This window comes from Chryseobacterium defluvii (assembly GCF_014204415.1).
GTDB lineage: Bacteria > Bacteroidota > Bacteroidia > Flavobacteriales > Weeksellaceae > Chryseobacterium > Chryseobacterium defluvii_A.
In genome coordinates, this window is sequence record NZ_JACHLE010000001.1 from 862,961 (window position 1) to 878,978 (window position 16,018).

Here is a 16,018-nt window from a genome sequence, read left to right on the forward strand (position 1 = left end):
CCTTACCCTCAAATGTTTTAATAATTAATTGTATATCCTACAGAGAATGTAGTTCCTCTTCCCTGATAAGCAAATGCTTTCTGAGGCGCTCCGTAGAAAAACACAGAACGTTGTCCCCATATCGTCGTATACTGTCTGTTAAAAATATTCTGAACTCCGAAATTGATGGTTCCTTTATTCAGTTTTACATCTCCAATAAAATCGAATAGGGTATAACCGTCTATTCTCATATCTGCAAGATCCGTGTAGTTCAGAGAATTCTGCATTTGAAGTCTTACTGAAAATCTTTTTGCATTCCAACCTGTGAAAACCATGAATTTTGATGGGTTTGTCGTATAAACGGATTGGTTTTGCCATCCTTTGTCAACAGTTTCCGTTTTGGATTCCATTAATAAGATGTTTCCTCCTAATTCCAGACCTTGAGCAAAACGGTATCCTAAAGCTCCTTCAAATCCATAGTTTCTTAATTTCTGATCTAATAATGAAATGGTAAAGGCTACATTATCAATTTTCAACGTTTTGTCAGAAAGTGCATAAAAGAATGATCCTTGTGCATATAAACCAGGTTCTGAACCATTATTTCTTCTGAAACCGAGCTCCATTTGATCGGTTTTTATTCCACTTAATGGCTGTTCTGCGATATTCATGCTGTTGATTAAATTCCAGTGATTGTTTGCCAGTTGATATTTCCCGAAACCATAGGATTTTGCTGCATCAGGAACGGCAAATCCCTGGGAAAAACTGAACCAAGTTTGCCAAGATGGCGTAATTCTGTATAATAAACTTGCATTAAGCAAGGTTACATCATAATTATTTTTACCACCTTTCACTACATCGGCAGAATTTCCATATCCGAAATGCATGTAAACCTGCTCTTTAAATCCTACAAAATCATCCAGTTTTACATTGATAAATTGCTGTCTAACACCTCCGGAAAGAGTAAGTTGTTTGGTAATATTCCAATCTGCCTGAATGAAACCTGATAGAGTAGAGGTTCTTGTATCCGGATATCTTCCTACAAAAGCATCTGTTTTATTCACTAAACCACCGGATTCACTGCTTTTTTGAGGATTGAATATCGCCTGATCTCCTTTGAAGCTTTCCAGATCACCATCAACTCCGTAAGTGAAATTGAAAGCGTTCCATTGTTTAGATAAAACTGCTTTTACTCCATAAACATTAGTATTTCCTCTTGCTGAAGAGAGAAATATCGGAAGGGTAATTCCTGCCGGTGGTTTTGGAACTTCCGCGAAAGATGCTCCGAAATCCACTTCTTCTTTTCTTCCATAAGCCTGTAAGATCAGGTTTTGCCCACCCAAAATATTTCTAAGGCTGTATTGTAAATTCCCCATAAAACGTTCTGTTCTGGGAACCACATCTGAGTCCGCTCCGTCAAGAACATTGATCAGATCAGGATTTTTTGTGGTAAATCCAACAAAATTCTGCCCAAATGAAAGCCATTTTTTGTTTCTTACTTTTGAATTATAATATTGTAAATCTAAGCTTAGATCCTGATTAGAACTCAACTTGGCTGTCATTCCTCCTAAAATATCTATGGATCTGTTATATTGAAAATCAGCTTGTTTTACGTCTGTAATAATCTGATCTCCATTAGCATCAAAAGCACCTTCATTTTGTGTAAATGCAGCTCCTAATCTGAATTTTACCGCGTCACTTCCTCCTGAAACGGACTGAGCAATTCTTTTATCCAGATCATTTTTATTGAAACCTGTTTTCAGCCCAACTGATGTTTCAAAGGCAAGGTTATTTGAGATCGGTTTTTTGGTAATGATATTGATAATCCCTCCTGTAGAGTCTCCTCCGTAAATAGCAGATGCTCCGGAAAGCACTTCAATTCTATCAATATTAAAAGGATCTACTGAGTCCAGTTGTCTGCTTGTAGCTCTTGTACTGTTCAATGAAACTCCATTGATCATCACCAGAACATTTCTACCTCTCATGTTCTGAGCATAATTGGTTCTTCCCTGATTTCCAAAATCAAATCCCGGGATCATATTTCCTAATACTTCTTTCAATCCTGCACCTCCTCTTATCTGGGTTTGAAGTTCTTTTTCTCCAATTACCCAAACTGTTCCGGGAATTTCGCTTATTTGCTTTGGAGCGCGGGAAGACACCATAATAACTTCCCTGATATCTTTTGTATTGATACTGTCCCGGGTTTGGGCAGATGTGCTTGCTACTAAAGCTGCTGATAGAAAGATTGAAAGTGTATATTGCTTTTTCATTTATTTAGAATAATTAAAAATAATGAAGCAAATATAAATTATTCACCTTCAAATACCGCAATGATATTTATCATAATTCAAAATAATGTGAATTCATTGTCTCATTGAGAGTGCATGAATACTGAATTATATGAATTTAGAAAGGTAAAACAAAAAAGGCCGCCCGAAGGCGACCCAAAAAACACAAATGATGAAAAAAAATTATTTCGAAGTACAAATATAGTAAAATAATTTTAAAAATTATGAAACATAATACATTATTAAAATAAATATTATTTTTCAGCTCATATTATAATTGATAACCAATTAAATAAAAATTCATCTGACTCAGAAGATATAGATTTATTACAGGCAATGGATAAAAGTCGTTCCTAAATAAATATACTACCATTTATACATTATCTCAGAAAATAAGAAAACCCTATTGCTCTTTTTATTTGGACAAAGTTACTTCTACTTACAATTAAATCTTCCGGGAAGGACAAAATGTAAAAGAAGGGAGTCTCTGGCGATAATCATATTCTACAGCTTCCCGACATATAATGTTTATTCATTTTTAATTAGGTTAAATCAATTTACTTCCATTTTAACTCATTATATTTCAAATGATTAAAATTTGTGATATCTGTGTGATAGACGAGTTTTTGGTTAGTTTTATCGTTTATTGCTTGATTTGCTAAATATTTCTGATAGTCTGAAAAATATCAATACACGATACTGGAAATCTGTAATTCTTCACTACCTGTCTAAATGAACACTTATGAAAAAATATACACTGAGAAAAAGAGAAAAAATAAAACACTAACTTAGTCATCTGAGAAATCCCATCACCGGAAAAAATTATGAAACATTATTGGTTTCATTCACCGGTTTCTATTTCGTCATCGATTTAAAGAGTAGGGTCTGAATGGTTTCATATATACTAAAAACGACTCTAATTCCAAATGATAAGCCAATGGATCTTCTATTGAAAGGATAAAGCTTATTCATGTTTACTGTAATTTATAAATTATAACACAATGAGAAAAATATTATTTTTATTAACAATTTATATCGGTATTCGCCTGTTATCCCAAGTAGGGATAAATACATTCTCATCGATCATTGCCTTGAATTCAGAAAACAGGGCTGGTCCTGAATCTCTTAATCTAGAGAGGGCAGAGGATGTTGCTCACATCATGGATGTGTCTGATGATGACAGAAAACAGAAAGACAAATCTTCCAGCATTGCCTTGGAGTAGTATTATTAATGAATAATCAGAAAATACACCTGTCACATTACTATACATCTCTTGAAGTTTACCTATTATTACTCTTATGAAACGTCAATACCGCATTTGGAGTACTTTAATATTCTTTCTGTCATTTGCAAATTTATTTTCTCAAAACTTTAATAAGAAAAAAGCAGATGCCCAATTATGGAATGAAAGCAATGAGCTTCTAAATACCGGACAATACGAAAAGCTCATCTTTCTAAATAAAAATTTAATCGATCTGTGTACCAGGAATGATTATGCAGCCGGTACTGCAATGGGCTATTATAATATAGGAAGTGCATTATGCCTGATGAATGAATATAAAGAAAGTCTGCTCTATCTCAAAAGAGCAGAAGCTGAAAATAAAAAAAATAATGACAAAAACAGCCGGGAAATAGAATGCCTGATATATGTGATCTATGGTAACAATTATCTGCAGATGGAGCTGTATTCTGTGGCCTTAAAGTATTATCAGAAAACGGCTCGTTTTGCCCAATACATTCCTCGAAAAAAAAGGCAATATTATCTTATTGATTTTTCCTACAATAATATTGCACAAATTTATGAGTTGACCCAGCAAAAAGATTCTGCATATCATTACAGGAGTAAAGCTTACCAGAAACTTAAGAATCCTTTAAATACTCTGCTGCTAGCCAATTATTTTATTGATTATAAAGAAAACGCCGACTCTTCGAAATATTACCTGCAGGAAGCAACGGGAAAATGGGGAAGCCAACCGGATAATTATTTGCACGAAAATTATATGCTGAATGAATATTGGGGAAAGTATTATGAAAAAAAAGGGGAGTATCTCAAAAGTGTGGAATACTATAAGAAATCGCTTTCCATTTCCTTTGAGATCAATATTTCAAGTTATACGATGGATGCTTATGACCATTTGTATAAAGTTTCCGCAAAAAATAATAGTCCGGAAGAAGCCAATAATTATCTGCTGAAGTATACACAAATTAAAGACAGTATCAATTCACAGCAAAAAAAATCATTGGATTTTTCAATACGGAAATTCCTTAATGAGAAAGATGATGAATATAAAAGCAAAGAACGTAAATTAATATATATTGTTATCATTATTTCGGTTATTATACTCATCCTCTTACTTATCTTTTTTTATAGTTACAGGGGGAAAAAAGAGAAAAAAAAGCACCAGGAAAAGGTTGAGGACAGAGAATATCAAAATCGGGTAAAAGATAATTTTGAAGAAGTGGCTTCGCTCGCCAGAAAAAATAATCCGGAGTTTATTACCCGCTTCATAGAATTGTACCCGGAGTTTTACCAGGCATTACTGAAAATTTATCCGGATATCAATACGGAAACCTTGAAGTTTTGTGCCTTGCTTAAGCTCAATTTTTCTACAAAAGATATTGCTGAATATACATTTATCACTCCCAGGGCAATCCAGATGCGAAAAAACAGACTGCGAAAAAAGCTGAATATCTCTTCTAAAGAAGACCTCTATCTGTGGATCAATAAACTGAGCTAAGTAAAAATTTGAATGAATGAAGCTTCTCAGCATAGCGGTACGCTGAATGCAACATTTATAGATTTTATCATCTGCTCTTAATAAAAATATCTTAATAAAAAAATTATGAAAACAAACATTATTTCTCTGGCATTTTTACTATTGCCATTTTTATCATTCTCTCAAGTGGGAATCAATACCAGCGCTCCTCAGGCTATTTTACATGTTGATGGAGGCAAAGATAATCCCGTAACAGGAGCCCCTTCCATTGCCCAGCAGGCCAATGATGTGGTGGTAACCTCTACCGGAAGGGTAGGAATTGGTACTATAACACCAACAGCCCAACTGCAGACTACCGGTAATATGATACTGGGAACCGCTGCCCTCACCAATGGAGCAACAGGATATAGCACTATTGTAAGAAACAATACAACGGGGGAACTAAGAACTGCATCTTCCAGCAGTGGAAATTCATTCATATTTAACTATGTAACTTATCAAGTAAATAATGTAAACGGAGATGCCATTAATAATTTCAATACTAATATTAATTCCGCTCAATATACGTTAATAATTACAGGAAGCAGTTTCATAACTTCAAATGGCGGCGGGCTTTCGAATTCAGTCACAGGAACTTTTTCTCCTAAAAATATATATGCTTATCAAAATGCCGGCACCTGGCGCTTACTCGCAGATTATAGAGGAGGAAGTACTGCTGACGGCCTCAACGGCTCCTGGACAATATACTGCCTCGTTATCAATAATACTTTCATGAATTCATTAGGAACGGTTACCTCAAACCTTGGTGGAAGCTCCAATGGTTCTGCAACAGCACCGGCAGGATTATAATGATCAGATTGGTTCATACATCTTCCAGCGATTGAATGTTCATTTTAAAACAATTATGATGCACATGTATGACAAATATAAATTATTACTTAAAATAAGAATAAAATGAAAAAAGATATTCTACTTTTATTAGTCTTTTTAGTTTCTTTTACTGCAAATTCACAGATTGGCATCAATACTACAAATCCACAGGCCATTCTGCATATTGATGGAGCAAAAGATAATCCAGCTACAGGAGCCCCCTCTGCCATACAGCAGTCCAATGATTTAGCTGTAACCTCTGCAGGAAGGGTAGGTATTGGTACTATAATACCTACCGCTCAACTTCAAACCACTGGCAATATGATTTTAGGAACTACAGAGTTGAGCGACGGAACACCCGGCTTTGGCATGATTGTAAGGAGTAATGCAACGGGAGAACTCAGGACAGCCTCTTCAAACAATGGAAACATTTTTATGTTCAACAGTATAACTTACCAGCTTAATAATGTATCAGGAGATTATGTAAACGATTTTAATACCAACATTAATTCTACACAATATACCTTAATAATTGTTGGAAACAGTTTTACTCCATCAGACGGAATAGGGCTTCAAAATTCAAATTCCGGAACTTTTTCTCCTGAAAATGTCTTTGCATTCCGGGCAGGAAATACATGGCATCTATCTTTGGATTACAGAGGCGCAAATATAACAAATTCAATTAACGGCTCATGGACCATACAATGCATTGTCATCAGCAATACTTTCGTGAATTCACTGGGAACCATTACTTCTAATGCGGGGGGTAGTGCCAACGGTTCTGCAGCATCTCCTGCCGGATTATAGTTGAATGCTGATTAATTATTAGATCATCAATTTCTGTAATAAAACCATTTTAGTTTATCGATCTCTCATCATATATGAGAGATTTTTATTTATGATCATATTTTGTTTAAAAGAAGTACTAGCTATTCCTGCTAAATCTGCAATTATGCAACTTAAATTAATATTTTTTTCGCAAATTTGTTAAAACTAAATAACTACGAACTAAGAATTGATGACAGAAAAATTTCCGACAATAAATAGTACACTTTCACCAAACAGACTTTGTAAACTTATTCAACGAAAATATGAACTAACCAACAAAGCGGAATGTAACATATTTCGACTTGCTATGAATCATTTATACATTGTTCATGATGACGAAAACAAATACGTTTTTAGAATTTACACACATAATTTGCGGACTAAATTAGAAATTGAAGAAGAATTAAGACTTTTAATTCATTTAAAAGAAGCAGACCGACAAGTTGCTTTTCCAATAGCTGATAAATCTAACAAAATTATTCAAGAAATTGAAGCTCCGGAAGGTACAAGATTTGGCGTTTTATTTTCGTATGCTAAAGGCATAAAGACAGCAAAATTTTCACCCCAAACAAGCTTTATGATTGGACAGGCATTAGCAAAAGTTCATCAGTCGACAGAAAATATCGAACTGAGGAGAATATCTTACAATGCTCAAAGCTTGCTCAAGAACCCTGTTTTAAAAGCAAAAGAATTCTATAATAAAAATATTAGTGAAATTGAATTTTTAGAAACCCTTTCTGCTTTTTTAACGCTAAAAATGGAAAATATTGACAAACAGAAAATGAGATATGGAGCTGTTCATCTTGATGTTTGGTTTGACAATTTGCATATTAACGATGAAAAAGAAATAACATTTTTTGATTTTGATTTTTGTGGTAATGGTTATTTATGCTTTGATATTTCTTACTTCCTCTTTCAGTTATTTGCAACCAATTTGAATGAAGAGGAATATCAAGTAAAAGCAGATAGCTTCATAAAAGGTTACGAGACTGTAACTAAAATTAGTAACGAAGAAAAAAAGTTTTTACCCTACGCATGTTTAGCAATTATGACGTATTACATAAGTGTTCAGTGCGAAAGATTTGAATATTGGACAAATATTTTCCTGAATGAAGATCATTTAAAAAGAATGGTTGGGAATCTCAAACGATGGATTGCTTATAATAAAATTGAGATTAATAACAAACTTTTAACAAATTAAAGATGTAAAAATTGAAGTTCAATAATTTATGCAAAGAATCATAATTTAACATAATATAAATTATAGGATTTTTATTATCCATTTCATTACTTTTCATTAAAAACTAAATTTCTATTCAAAAAATTTGCGTAGTTAAATAACTTCATATAATTTTGTAGCCAAATAACTACATAATGAATTTGAGAAGAGATGTATTTCAGGCTATCGCTGATCCTACCCGAAGATCAATTTTAATGCTTGTGGCAACACAATCCATGACCGCAGGTACTATTGCTTCTAATTTTAATACTGCGAGACCTACCGTTTCAAAACACCTGCAAATCTTAACCGAATGCGAATTGCTTAACCCGGAACAAAACGGCCGGGAGGTCATTTACCACCTAAATCCAAATAAAATGAAAGAAATAGCCGATTTCATCGAACCTTTCCGAAAAATGTGGGATGACAGATTCAATAAGCTGGAAAGTATTATGAAAGCCTATCAATCAAAAAAATAGAAAGTATGGACCCGAAAACAAAAATCCAAGCCGAAGACGGTAAACAGGAAATTTTCATTACCCGGGAATTTAACCTGCCTTTAGAATTGCTCTTCAAAGCATATACAGACTCCGAAATTATTGAGCAATGGATGAATACAAAAGTAATAAAGCTTGAAAACAAACAGCATGGAGGTTACCGGTTTGAAACTTCAAATCCCCAGGGAGATGTGGTTTTCAGTGCCAATGGAAGCATTCATGAGTACATTCCTGAACAGAGAATAGTGAGAACATTTCAGATGGAAAACACGCCTTTTCCTGTTCAGCTTGAATTCTTAGAGTTTGAAAAACTTACTGATGATACCAGTAAGATTACGATCCATATAATCTATAAATCTGCAGATTACAGAGATCAGATACTCAAACTCCCCTTTGCACAGGGAATTAATATGGCTCATAACCGTCTTCAGGAAATTGCAGGCAACCTAAAATAAAAATCATGAATCCAAAAGTTAATTTCTTCTTCGATAAAGCCGGACAATGGCAGAAAGAATTTGAAAAATTAAGAACCATCGCCCTACAGACCAGATTTGAGGAAGAATTAAAATGGGGATGTCCATGCTATACCTGGCAGGGTAAGAATATTGTCCTGATTCATGGATTTAAAGAATACTGTGCACTACTCTTCTTTAAAGGTGTTTTGCTGAATGACACCCATAAAGTCCTTATTCAGCAGACTGAAAACGTGCAGACAGCAAGACAAATGCGCTTTACAGGCCTTAAAGAAATTATTGACCTGGAAAAGATCATAAAAGCCTATATCTATGAAGCCGCTGAAGTTGAAAAAACCGGTTTAAAAGTCGAAATGAAAGAAACCCGGGAATTCGAAATAGCCGAGGAATTTCAAAAAAGACTGAATGAAAGTCCTGAATTAAAAAAAGCTTTCGAAACACTGACACCGGGCAGACAAAGGGCCTATCTACTCCACTTCTCCTCTGCCAAGCAATCCAAAACCCGCGAATCGCGGATAAAAAAATATATTCCAAAAATCCTTGACGGCAAGGGCTTAAATGACTAATCCCCAAATAATATGATAAAGCAAGATCATTTACTGGATATAATATTCCGTATTTCAGAATTGTTTGTAAATTGTAAAAACACTTAAATAGAGATAAATCATGAGTAAAAACAAACTTACCGCAGAACAGAGTGAAGCATTGCTAAAGATCTTACAAAAACGCTTTGAGAAAAATATGGATCGCCACAAGGATCTTGACTGGAATAAAATACAATCCAAACTGGAAGCCAGTCCTGAAAAGCTATGGTCATTAAATGAAATGGAAGAAACCGAAGGCGAACCTGATGTAGTAGCCTACGATAAGAAAAACAATGAATACATTTTCTTCGATTGTTCACCAGAAAGCCCTAAGCGCAGAAGCCTTTGCTACGATTACCAGGCATGGGAAGCAAGAAAAGCCCATAAACCGGAAAGCAATGCCATTGATAGAGCCAACGAAATGGGAATCGAAATCCTTTCAGAAGAACAGTATCGTGATCTGCAGAAGCTTGGAAAATTCGACCTGAAAACTTCAAGCTGGGTGAAAACTCCTGCCCATATCCGGGAACTGGGAGGTGCTATATTCTGTGACCGCCGTTACAATACCGTATTCATGTACCATAACGGTGCTGACTCCTACTATGCCGCACGAGGTTTCAGAGGAGCATTAAAGGTTTAAAAAATCTGCCAGATCTGCTCAATCTGTGGGAAGTACTAAAAATTAATACAAAGAATAAAACCCGTTAAAATAACTTTCAAAATTCTCTGTACAAGAAAAATATCCGGTAAATAATTTTAAGCCATTCTCATCGTTTAGAAAAAATGAGTTCTTTTTATTATTTAATGAATAATAATTATTATTAATTTAGCATATCGAAATTTGATTTAACATAATAAAAAAGATTATGAAAAAATTGATCTTATTAGGCTTATTCTCTGTTATCCTGATGAACTGTAATAAAAAAACAGAAACAGTACCCGCAAAAACGGAAACCGATACCACAGCAGCTACTGAAGCTATCATAGATACATTAGGGCCAAAATCATTTTGTTACATGAGTGTGACCGGAAAAGACACCGTTTTTGCCAGTATTGATGATAACTTAGGGACCATTACCGGGAAAATATCTTATAAAAACAACGAAAAAGACAGCTCTAAAGGTGATGTAACAGGCTTTAAATCAGGAGATACGCTGAAGCTTACTTATGAGTTCGAAGCCGAAGGAACAAAAAGCAAAAGAGATATTTTCTTCATTCAAAAAGGCAAAACGCTTATAGAAGGAATCGGGGCTCAAAAGGATGATAATGGCCAGATGAAATATGCCAACGAAAATAAGATCAACTACAAAGACGGATATACACTGGAAACTGCTGACTGTAAAGCTGTGACAAAAGCATTAAATTAGAAAACGGTTCAGAAGAAATAGTTAAATCTTACAAATGAAAAGCAATCAGAATCTGGTTGCTTTTTTTTGTATTTATAATTTCAATAAATTTTTTAGAGGTATAATTTGCAATTTCATCATTCAACCTTTCAAATGCATACCTATTATATTCATATTACAATCATACCGAAACTGTTTCAAATTTATAAATATGATAAGTTATTTCACAAGTGAGAGGAATATCCTTTATGAAATATTTTATATTTACGCTTTAAAGCAAAAACTATGAAAAAAATTATTTTCTTTTTAGGATTAATGTTGACAATACATATCTATGCACAAAGTCCATTATCCAAATTCAATGCAATAGCTACAGGCACAAATAATGTAAGCTTTTCAAACACAAGCAGCGGAAGCTCAAACTCGATCTCGTGGGAGTTTACAGGGGGAAACCCTTCCATATCCTCAGATCCGAACCCTAGTGTTTCTTATATGACACCCGGGGTTTACACTGCAAAACTTACCGTCAGTAATTCCTTCGGAAGTTCCATCTCAACAAGAACGGTCAAAGTAACTGCAGGAAACATTATTGATTTATGTTCAGGAAGAAATGATAATGGTTCGCAGATGGCCGATTCGGGAGTTTCAGATCCCGAATGGACATATACTGATCCCAACGGAGTAGTAAGTATTCCTATTACACGTCATGCATTAACGGGAAATGCAAATTCTGCGTGGTCTACTGCAACAACGGGAGGCATAGGAAATATTTCAAGATGGATTACAGGAAATAATATTATTTTTGGAGATCACTATTATGTAAGCAAAGAATTTATAATTCCTGAAGGGGTAAGCACTGCAGTATTAAATTTAAGAACTTTATCTTTCGTAAGAAACTGGACATATTTAGTAAAATATAATACAGATAATACCACAACTGAAACACAAATTACGGCAACGACATGGGCAAGTGACGGAGCAAAAGGCTGGCTGAACAGCCGTAGTCCGGAAGTGATTAATTACCCCCTGACTCCAGGAAAATATAGGATAAAAGTAAAAGTATATACCAATAATTCCGGCCAGAGACAGGCCACAGATGTAAATGCCAATGTAAATTTTGGTAATGGTTTTATATTTTCCCCTGTCGCGGAATTTTCTGCAACCCCTACATCTACTTATGTAGGAAGCAATTTACAGTTTACCAATCTTTCGGAAGGAACGCCAATATCTTCATTATGGAAATTTGATGATGGAGCTAATATCCTTACTTCCACTCAAAGCAATCCTGCTATAGCTTTTTCAACTGTTGGAAGTCATTATGCGGAACTGACCGCAGACTACGGAAATAGCCTGTCATCATCTTTGAAGATCAATAGCTATATCCAAACGATTCAGTTGGGAACTCCTGCAGTATCTGTGATACAGCCGGACTGCTCTGTTCAGACAGGTACCATTACGGTGACCTCCCCTACTTCTGGAGTTACGTATAGCTTTGATGATGGAATAACCTATCAATCCTCTAACAGTAAGTCAGGGTTAACAGCCGGAACATATTCAGTAAGAGTGAAAACTTCTGATGGCGCTATATCTGATGCCACGGGTATTACTGTAAATGCGGCACCGAGTGTTCCTGCAGCTCCCGTAGTTACTGTTACACAGCCTACATGCACAGTTTCTACAGGTGCCATTACAATTACTTCCCCGTCTACAGGAGTTGAATATAGTTTTGACGGAGGAGCAACCTATCAATCATCCAATACAAAAAGCGGTCTTGCTGTAGGCTCTTATACCTTAGTGGTAAAAAATACGGGTGGTTGTACATCTTCTATTACAGTCACTATTAATGCAATAGATTGCAGGGATTGGACTAAAGCTCCCAACAGCTATGTATTTGATCCGGGTCAAAACAATGACGGATTATATATTCCTGTTAAAAAAGCTTATACGATGTGGAGGAATCAGAACGGACTGTTAAATGATAGTTCGGTACTTACAGGAACAGTTCAGGCAGAGGTATACTGGGAAGATGTAGCAGGGCTCATCCGCTCAGCAAACTATATTTTGCCAACGGAAGGAACCGGAGAAGATGCAAAAATAAAAGTAGAAATAGACAAAGCTAAAGGCAAAGGAAATGCAGTCGTAGCACTGAGAATAGGAGCCAATATAATATGGAGCTGGCATGTTTGGGTAACAGATGACCCGTCTAACGGAGCAACCTACGGCCACGTGGCCGATGATGATGCCACTGTACCCGGCGTACAGGCTGCAAAATATATAGAGAACGGAGTCACAAAATCATTCACTCCGAAATGGATGGACAGAAACTTAGGGGCTACCAATAAAAACTTTATAGGGAACGATTGGAACAAATCCGGAGGGTTATCTTACCAATGGGGAAGAAAAGATCCATTCCCTCCGTTTGAATTCAAGGATTCTTCCATGTATGAAGTAAATGGTACAATAGGAACTAAAAAGCATTTGTATGATTATACCAATGCAGGAAGCACTGAAGCCGTTAAGCTCTCCCAAAGACCATATGATGATATTAACAGTAATGTGAAGTATGTTATCAACAATCCTTTGGAACTTATTTCTAATGATGTTATTGGAGGGCACGCCTGGTTTGCAAAAACGGTAGGTACGGATGCTGCTTCAAGACAATTAGTAGATTTATGGGGAGACAATTCTCAAAACTCTACCGCTACATCCGGTGGGACAGTGAATACCTATAAACCAAAAACTTCTTATGATCCGTGTCCTAATGGCTGGAGAATACCGTCTCATCTTAATAACACTCCGGCCACCACTAATCATTTTTCACCATGGGGAAGAAACAGATATAGATTTACCGGAACAAGCAGCGATGTTACAAGCGGTTACCAGAATATTAAGCCAACGGCAGTTCATCCACATTTAAACGGCATTAAAATATATGCTAACCTGGGAATGGACTTTACTAATACGACAACATCATATTCACAAGGACAGTTTTCCAGAAACATGGGAGTTTATCCTGGCAGTGGAAAATATATTATCCGATCAAATGGTCAGACATTCCACCAGGACCCTCACGAAATCCTGCTACATTCGGCAACTATTACCTCTTTGAGCGGAGCGCAGATGTATTTCTTCTATGCTTACGGAGATGCAGGCCAATTGGGTAGCAGTCCGGATTCTACCCTATATCCCGGAATGAAAGGAAGATATTATCTTCATCCTTTTGAGCTTACCGGAAGTTCAGCAACTATGGCTTGCCGCTGTATAGAAGACAAATATATGAGCACATATAACTTCCAGACAGAATTTTTCACCAATACTTCGGTGGCAGATTATAAAGAAGGTATCAGCAATCCTAACAGCTATGTAATAACAAAATCTGATGCTGAGCAGGAAGTACAAATCCCGATCAGCAAAGCATTTTCAGTGTATAACCAGTATTTATCAGACCATAGTATGCTGCCTTATAATAATCTGAAAGTAAATGTATATTGGACAGATAATACCTCATTAGTATCTAATGTAAAAATAATAAATGCTCCGGCAGGAACCCAGGATATAGCAAATTCTTATATCTCTGTAAAAATCCCGGCTCACCAGTCAGGAAATGCATTAGTATCATTGCATCAGGACAATGTTACCAATCCTGCATACTGGAGCTGGCATGTCTGGGTGTCTAATAATGGGATTGGAGAAGTTTCATACCAGACAGAGGATGTATTGTTACCGGCTAATGCCAATTATGTCAATTTTACCAATTCCGGTTCTCAGCCATTGAAGAATATCTTTATGGATAGAAACTTAGGAGCTATAGATGCATTTCCTACGGTAGCCAATCCGGATGCCGCTACCCCGGAAGAATTGGCTATGATCGTCAATTCAGGAGGATTACAATACCAATGGGGCAGAAAAGATCCGATACCAAGCTTCATTAAGCCAGGAGTAGTTGCCAGCAACGGACTTCAAAACACAGGAACATATAGTATTTGGAGATCTTCCGGGCCGGATTCCAATGGAAATATCTACCCTTCTTCCTATACGGAACTTACAGGAAACAGTTACGAAAACACCTATGTTAAACGTAGAGATGTCGATTATGGCACCATAGGAAACACCAAAACACAAAAAATTCAAAATAATTTGAGGTATTCTGTTGAAAACCCACTGGCATACATGATACCGAATCAGAAATATACTAACCGCAGTGAATACAATGTAGCTTATGGGCAGGACTGGCTGTATTCTACACCCAACCAAATGATGGAAAGATGGGGGCATGCGACAGCAAAATCTCCATTTGACCCATGTCCCGGAGGATGGAGAGTACCGGATATCTCCAACGGTGCAGTAGACAACCTGGGAAATGGTAATAAAGGATACTCTCCTTGGTATAATGGGTTTTATAAGCCAAATCCATCCGCAGATCCATACAGAATATTCAGTATGGGAGTACTTCAAAATGCCGGATATGAAATAAAGAGTCCTACAGATCCATACAATGGCGGAACTTCTTTCTACCAGGGAAGCATCGTTAAAAACTCCACTACTGCTTACGGATATATGTTCAATGGAACCGCAGATACCAGTAATCCGAACTCTAAATACAAAACAGGAAACTATCCGATTACAGGATATAGGGGATTTGCAAACTACGATGCTATTTCTGCATCCATGAAGTTAGGGCTTTCCGGAGTATGGACTGCAGCGCTGAGATCTGTAAACTCTTATGGAACAGGATTAAATTTAGCTTTCGAAACTTATAATCTGAGCACATCCAAAGTTATCGCTCTTAATGATGCCTATACCAATCACCCGATGAACGCAATGAATGTAAGGTGCGTGAGAGATGCCACCGTGTTTGGACAGCCTTTGGGAACGGCATCTAATAATGGAATAACTGTGACAAACGTCTCAGCAAAAACAAGATATACAAAAGCCATAAATGCAGATAATGCAGAAGCAAATATAGAAGTATATCCGAACCCTTTCAACAGCTATATATCTATAAAAGGGGAAGATCTTAAGTACTATGAATTATTTGATATCTCCGGAAAGCTGATCAGCCAGGGAGATCTGAAAGAAAAAACTTTAAATCTGACCCATTTGATAAAAGGACAGTATTTATTGAAAATAGTTTCTAAAGAAGGAAAAGTTACATTGAAAAAGATCATTAAAAATTAAATTGTAAAGACTGGCTGAATAAGCCGGTCTTTTTTATAAAC

Annotated in this window: 12 protein-coding genes; 11 read left to right on the top strand and 1 reads right to left on the bottom strand. The window is 36.1% G+C overall.

Features of this window, described 5'->3' with window-relative positions:
* Positions 1-17 precede the first annotated feature (17 nt).
* Positions 18-2,246, bottom strand: a complete 2,229-nt coding sequence (locus tag HNP38_RS03905) for a TonB-dependent receptor (RefSeq protein ID WP_184184746.1) — start codon at positions 2,244-2,246, stop codon at positions 18-20.
* 1,019 nt (positions 2,247-3,265) lie between these two features.
* Here HNP38_RS03905 and HNP38_RS03910 point away from each other — a divergent pair.
* The 11 genes from HNP38_RS03910 to HNP38_RS03960 all read left to right on the top strand — a co-directional run bounded on the left by HNP38_RS03910 (position 3,266) and on the right by HNP38_RS03960 (position 15,977).
* On the top strand, positions 3,266-3,487 hold the full coding sequence (locus HNP38_RS03910; RefSeq protein ID WP_184184749.1) for a hypothetical protein: 222 nt from the start codon (positions 3,266-3,268) through the stop codon (positions 3,485-3,487).
* Positions 3,488-3,563: 76 nt separating this feature from the next.
* Positions 3,564-5,003: a transcriptional regulator gene (locus tag HNP38_RS03915; RefSeq protein WP_184184752.1), complete on the top strand. Its 1,440-nt coding sequence runs from the start codon at positions 3,564-3,566 to the stop codon at positions 5,001-5,003.
* Between the two features lie 105 nt (positions 5,004-5,108).
* Positions 5,109-5,831 (top strand): hypothetical protein, encoded by a 723-nt coding sequence (locus HNP38_RS03920; RefSeq protein WP_184184755.1) that lies wholly within the window; start codon positions 5,109-5,111, stop codon positions 5,829-5,831.
* 105 nt (positions 5,832-5,936) lie between these two features.
* Positions 5,937-6,659 (top strand): hypothetical protein, encoded by a 723-nt coding sequence (locus tag HNP38_RS03925; RefSeq protein WP_184184758.1) that lies wholly within the window; start codon positions 5,937-5,939, stop codon positions 6,657-6,659.
* Between the two features lie 211 nt (positions 6,660-6,870).
* Positions 6,871-7,881 carry a phosphotransferase gene (locus HNP38_RS03930; protein ID WP_184184761.1) on the top strand — a complete coding sequence of 337 codons (1,011 nt, stop codon included), beginning with the start codon at positions 6,871-6,873 and terminating at the stop codon, positions 7,879-7,881.
* A gap of 173 nt (positions 7,882-8,054) precedes the next feature.
* Entirely contained in the window at positions 8,055-8,378 is a 324-nt protein-coding gene (locus HNP38_RS03935) for an ArsR/SmtB family transcription factor (protein ID WP_184184764.1), read from the top strand.
* Positions 8,379-8,383: 5 nt separating this feature from the next.
* Positions 8,384-8,851, top strand: a complete 468-nt coding sequence (locus HNP38_RS03940) for an SRPBCC domain-containing protein (RefSeq protein ID WP_184184767.1) — start codon at positions 8,384-8,386, stop codon at positions 8,849-8,851.
* 5 nt (positions 8,852-8,856) lie between these two features.
* A complete protein-coding gene (locus HNP38_RS03945) occupies positions 8,857-9,435 on the top strand; it encodes a YdeI/OmpD-associated family protein (protein WP_184184770.1) in 579 nt (192 codons plus the stop codon).
* Between the two features lie 100 nt (positions 9,436-9,535).
* Positions 9,536-10,093 carry a DUF4256 domain-containing protein gene (locus HNP38_RS03950; RefSeq protein WP_184184772.1) on the top strand — a complete coding sequence of 186 codons (558 nt, stop codon included), beginning with the start codon at positions 9,536-9,538 and terminating at the stop codon, positions 10,091-10,093.
* Between the two features lie 226 nt (positions 10,094-10,319).
* The gene (locus tag HNP38_RS03955) at positions 10,320-10,820 is read left to right on the top strand and encodes a hypothetical protein (protein WP_184184775.1); all 501 of its coding nucleotides are present in this window, start codon (positions 10,320-10,322) and stop codon (positions 10,818-10,820) included.
* Positions 10,821-11,084: 264 nt separating this feature from the next.
* Complete coding sequence (locus tag HNP38_RS03960; protein ID WP_184184778.1) at positions 11,085-15,977, top strand: PKD domain-containing protein; 4,893 nt, start codon at positions 11,085-11,087, stop codon at positions 15,975-15,977.
* Positions 15,978-16,018 lie beyond the last annotated feature (41 nt).

Coding starts and splice junctions, on each gene's coding strand:
- HNP38_RS03905 (WP_184184746.1), bottom strand. CDS start 2,246: ATGAAAAAGCAATATACACTTTCAATCTTTCTATCAGCAGCTTTAGTA.
- HNP38_RS03910 (WP_184184749.1), top strand. CDS start 3,266: ATGAGAAAAATATTATTTTTATTAACAATTTATATCGGTATTCGCCTG.
- HNP38_RS03915 (WP_184184752.1), top strand. CDS start 3,564: ATGAAACGTCAATACCGCATTTGGAGTACTTTAATATTCTTTCTGTCA.
- HNP38_RS03920 (WP_184184755.1), top strand. CDS start 5,109: ATGAAAACAAACATTATTTCTCTGGCATTTTTACTATTGCCATTTTTA.
- HNP38_RS03925 (WP_184184758.1), top strand. CDS start 5,937: ATGAAAAAAGATATTCTACTTTTATTAGTCTTTTTAGTTTCTTTTACT.
- HNP38_RS03930 (WP_184184761.1), top strand. CDS start 6,871: ATGACAGAAAAATTTCCGACAATAAATAGTACACTTTCACCAAACAGA.
- HNP38_RS03935 (WP_184184764.1), top strand. CDS start 8,055: ATGAATTTGAGAAGAGATGTATTTCAGGCTATCGCTGATCCTACCCGA.
- HNP38_RS03940 (WP_184184767.1), top strand. CDS start 8,384: ATGGACCCGAAAACAAAAATCCAAGCCGAAGACGGTAAACAGGAAATT.
- HNP38_RS03945 (WP_184184770.1), top strand. CDS start 8,857: ATGAATCCAAAAGTTAATTTCTTCTTCGATAAAGCCGGACAATGGCAG.
- HNP38_RS03950 (WP_184184772.1), top strand. CDS start 9,536: ATGAGTAAAAACAAACTTACCGCAGAACAGAGTGAAGCATTGCTAAAG.
- HNP38_RS03955 (WP_184184775.1), top strand. CDS start 10,320: ATGAAAAAATTGATCTTATTAGGCTTATTCTCTGTTATCCTGATGAAC.
- HNP38_RS03960 (WP_184184778.1), top strand. CDS start 11,085: ATGAAAAAAATTATTTTCTTTTTAGGATTAATGTTGACAATACATATC.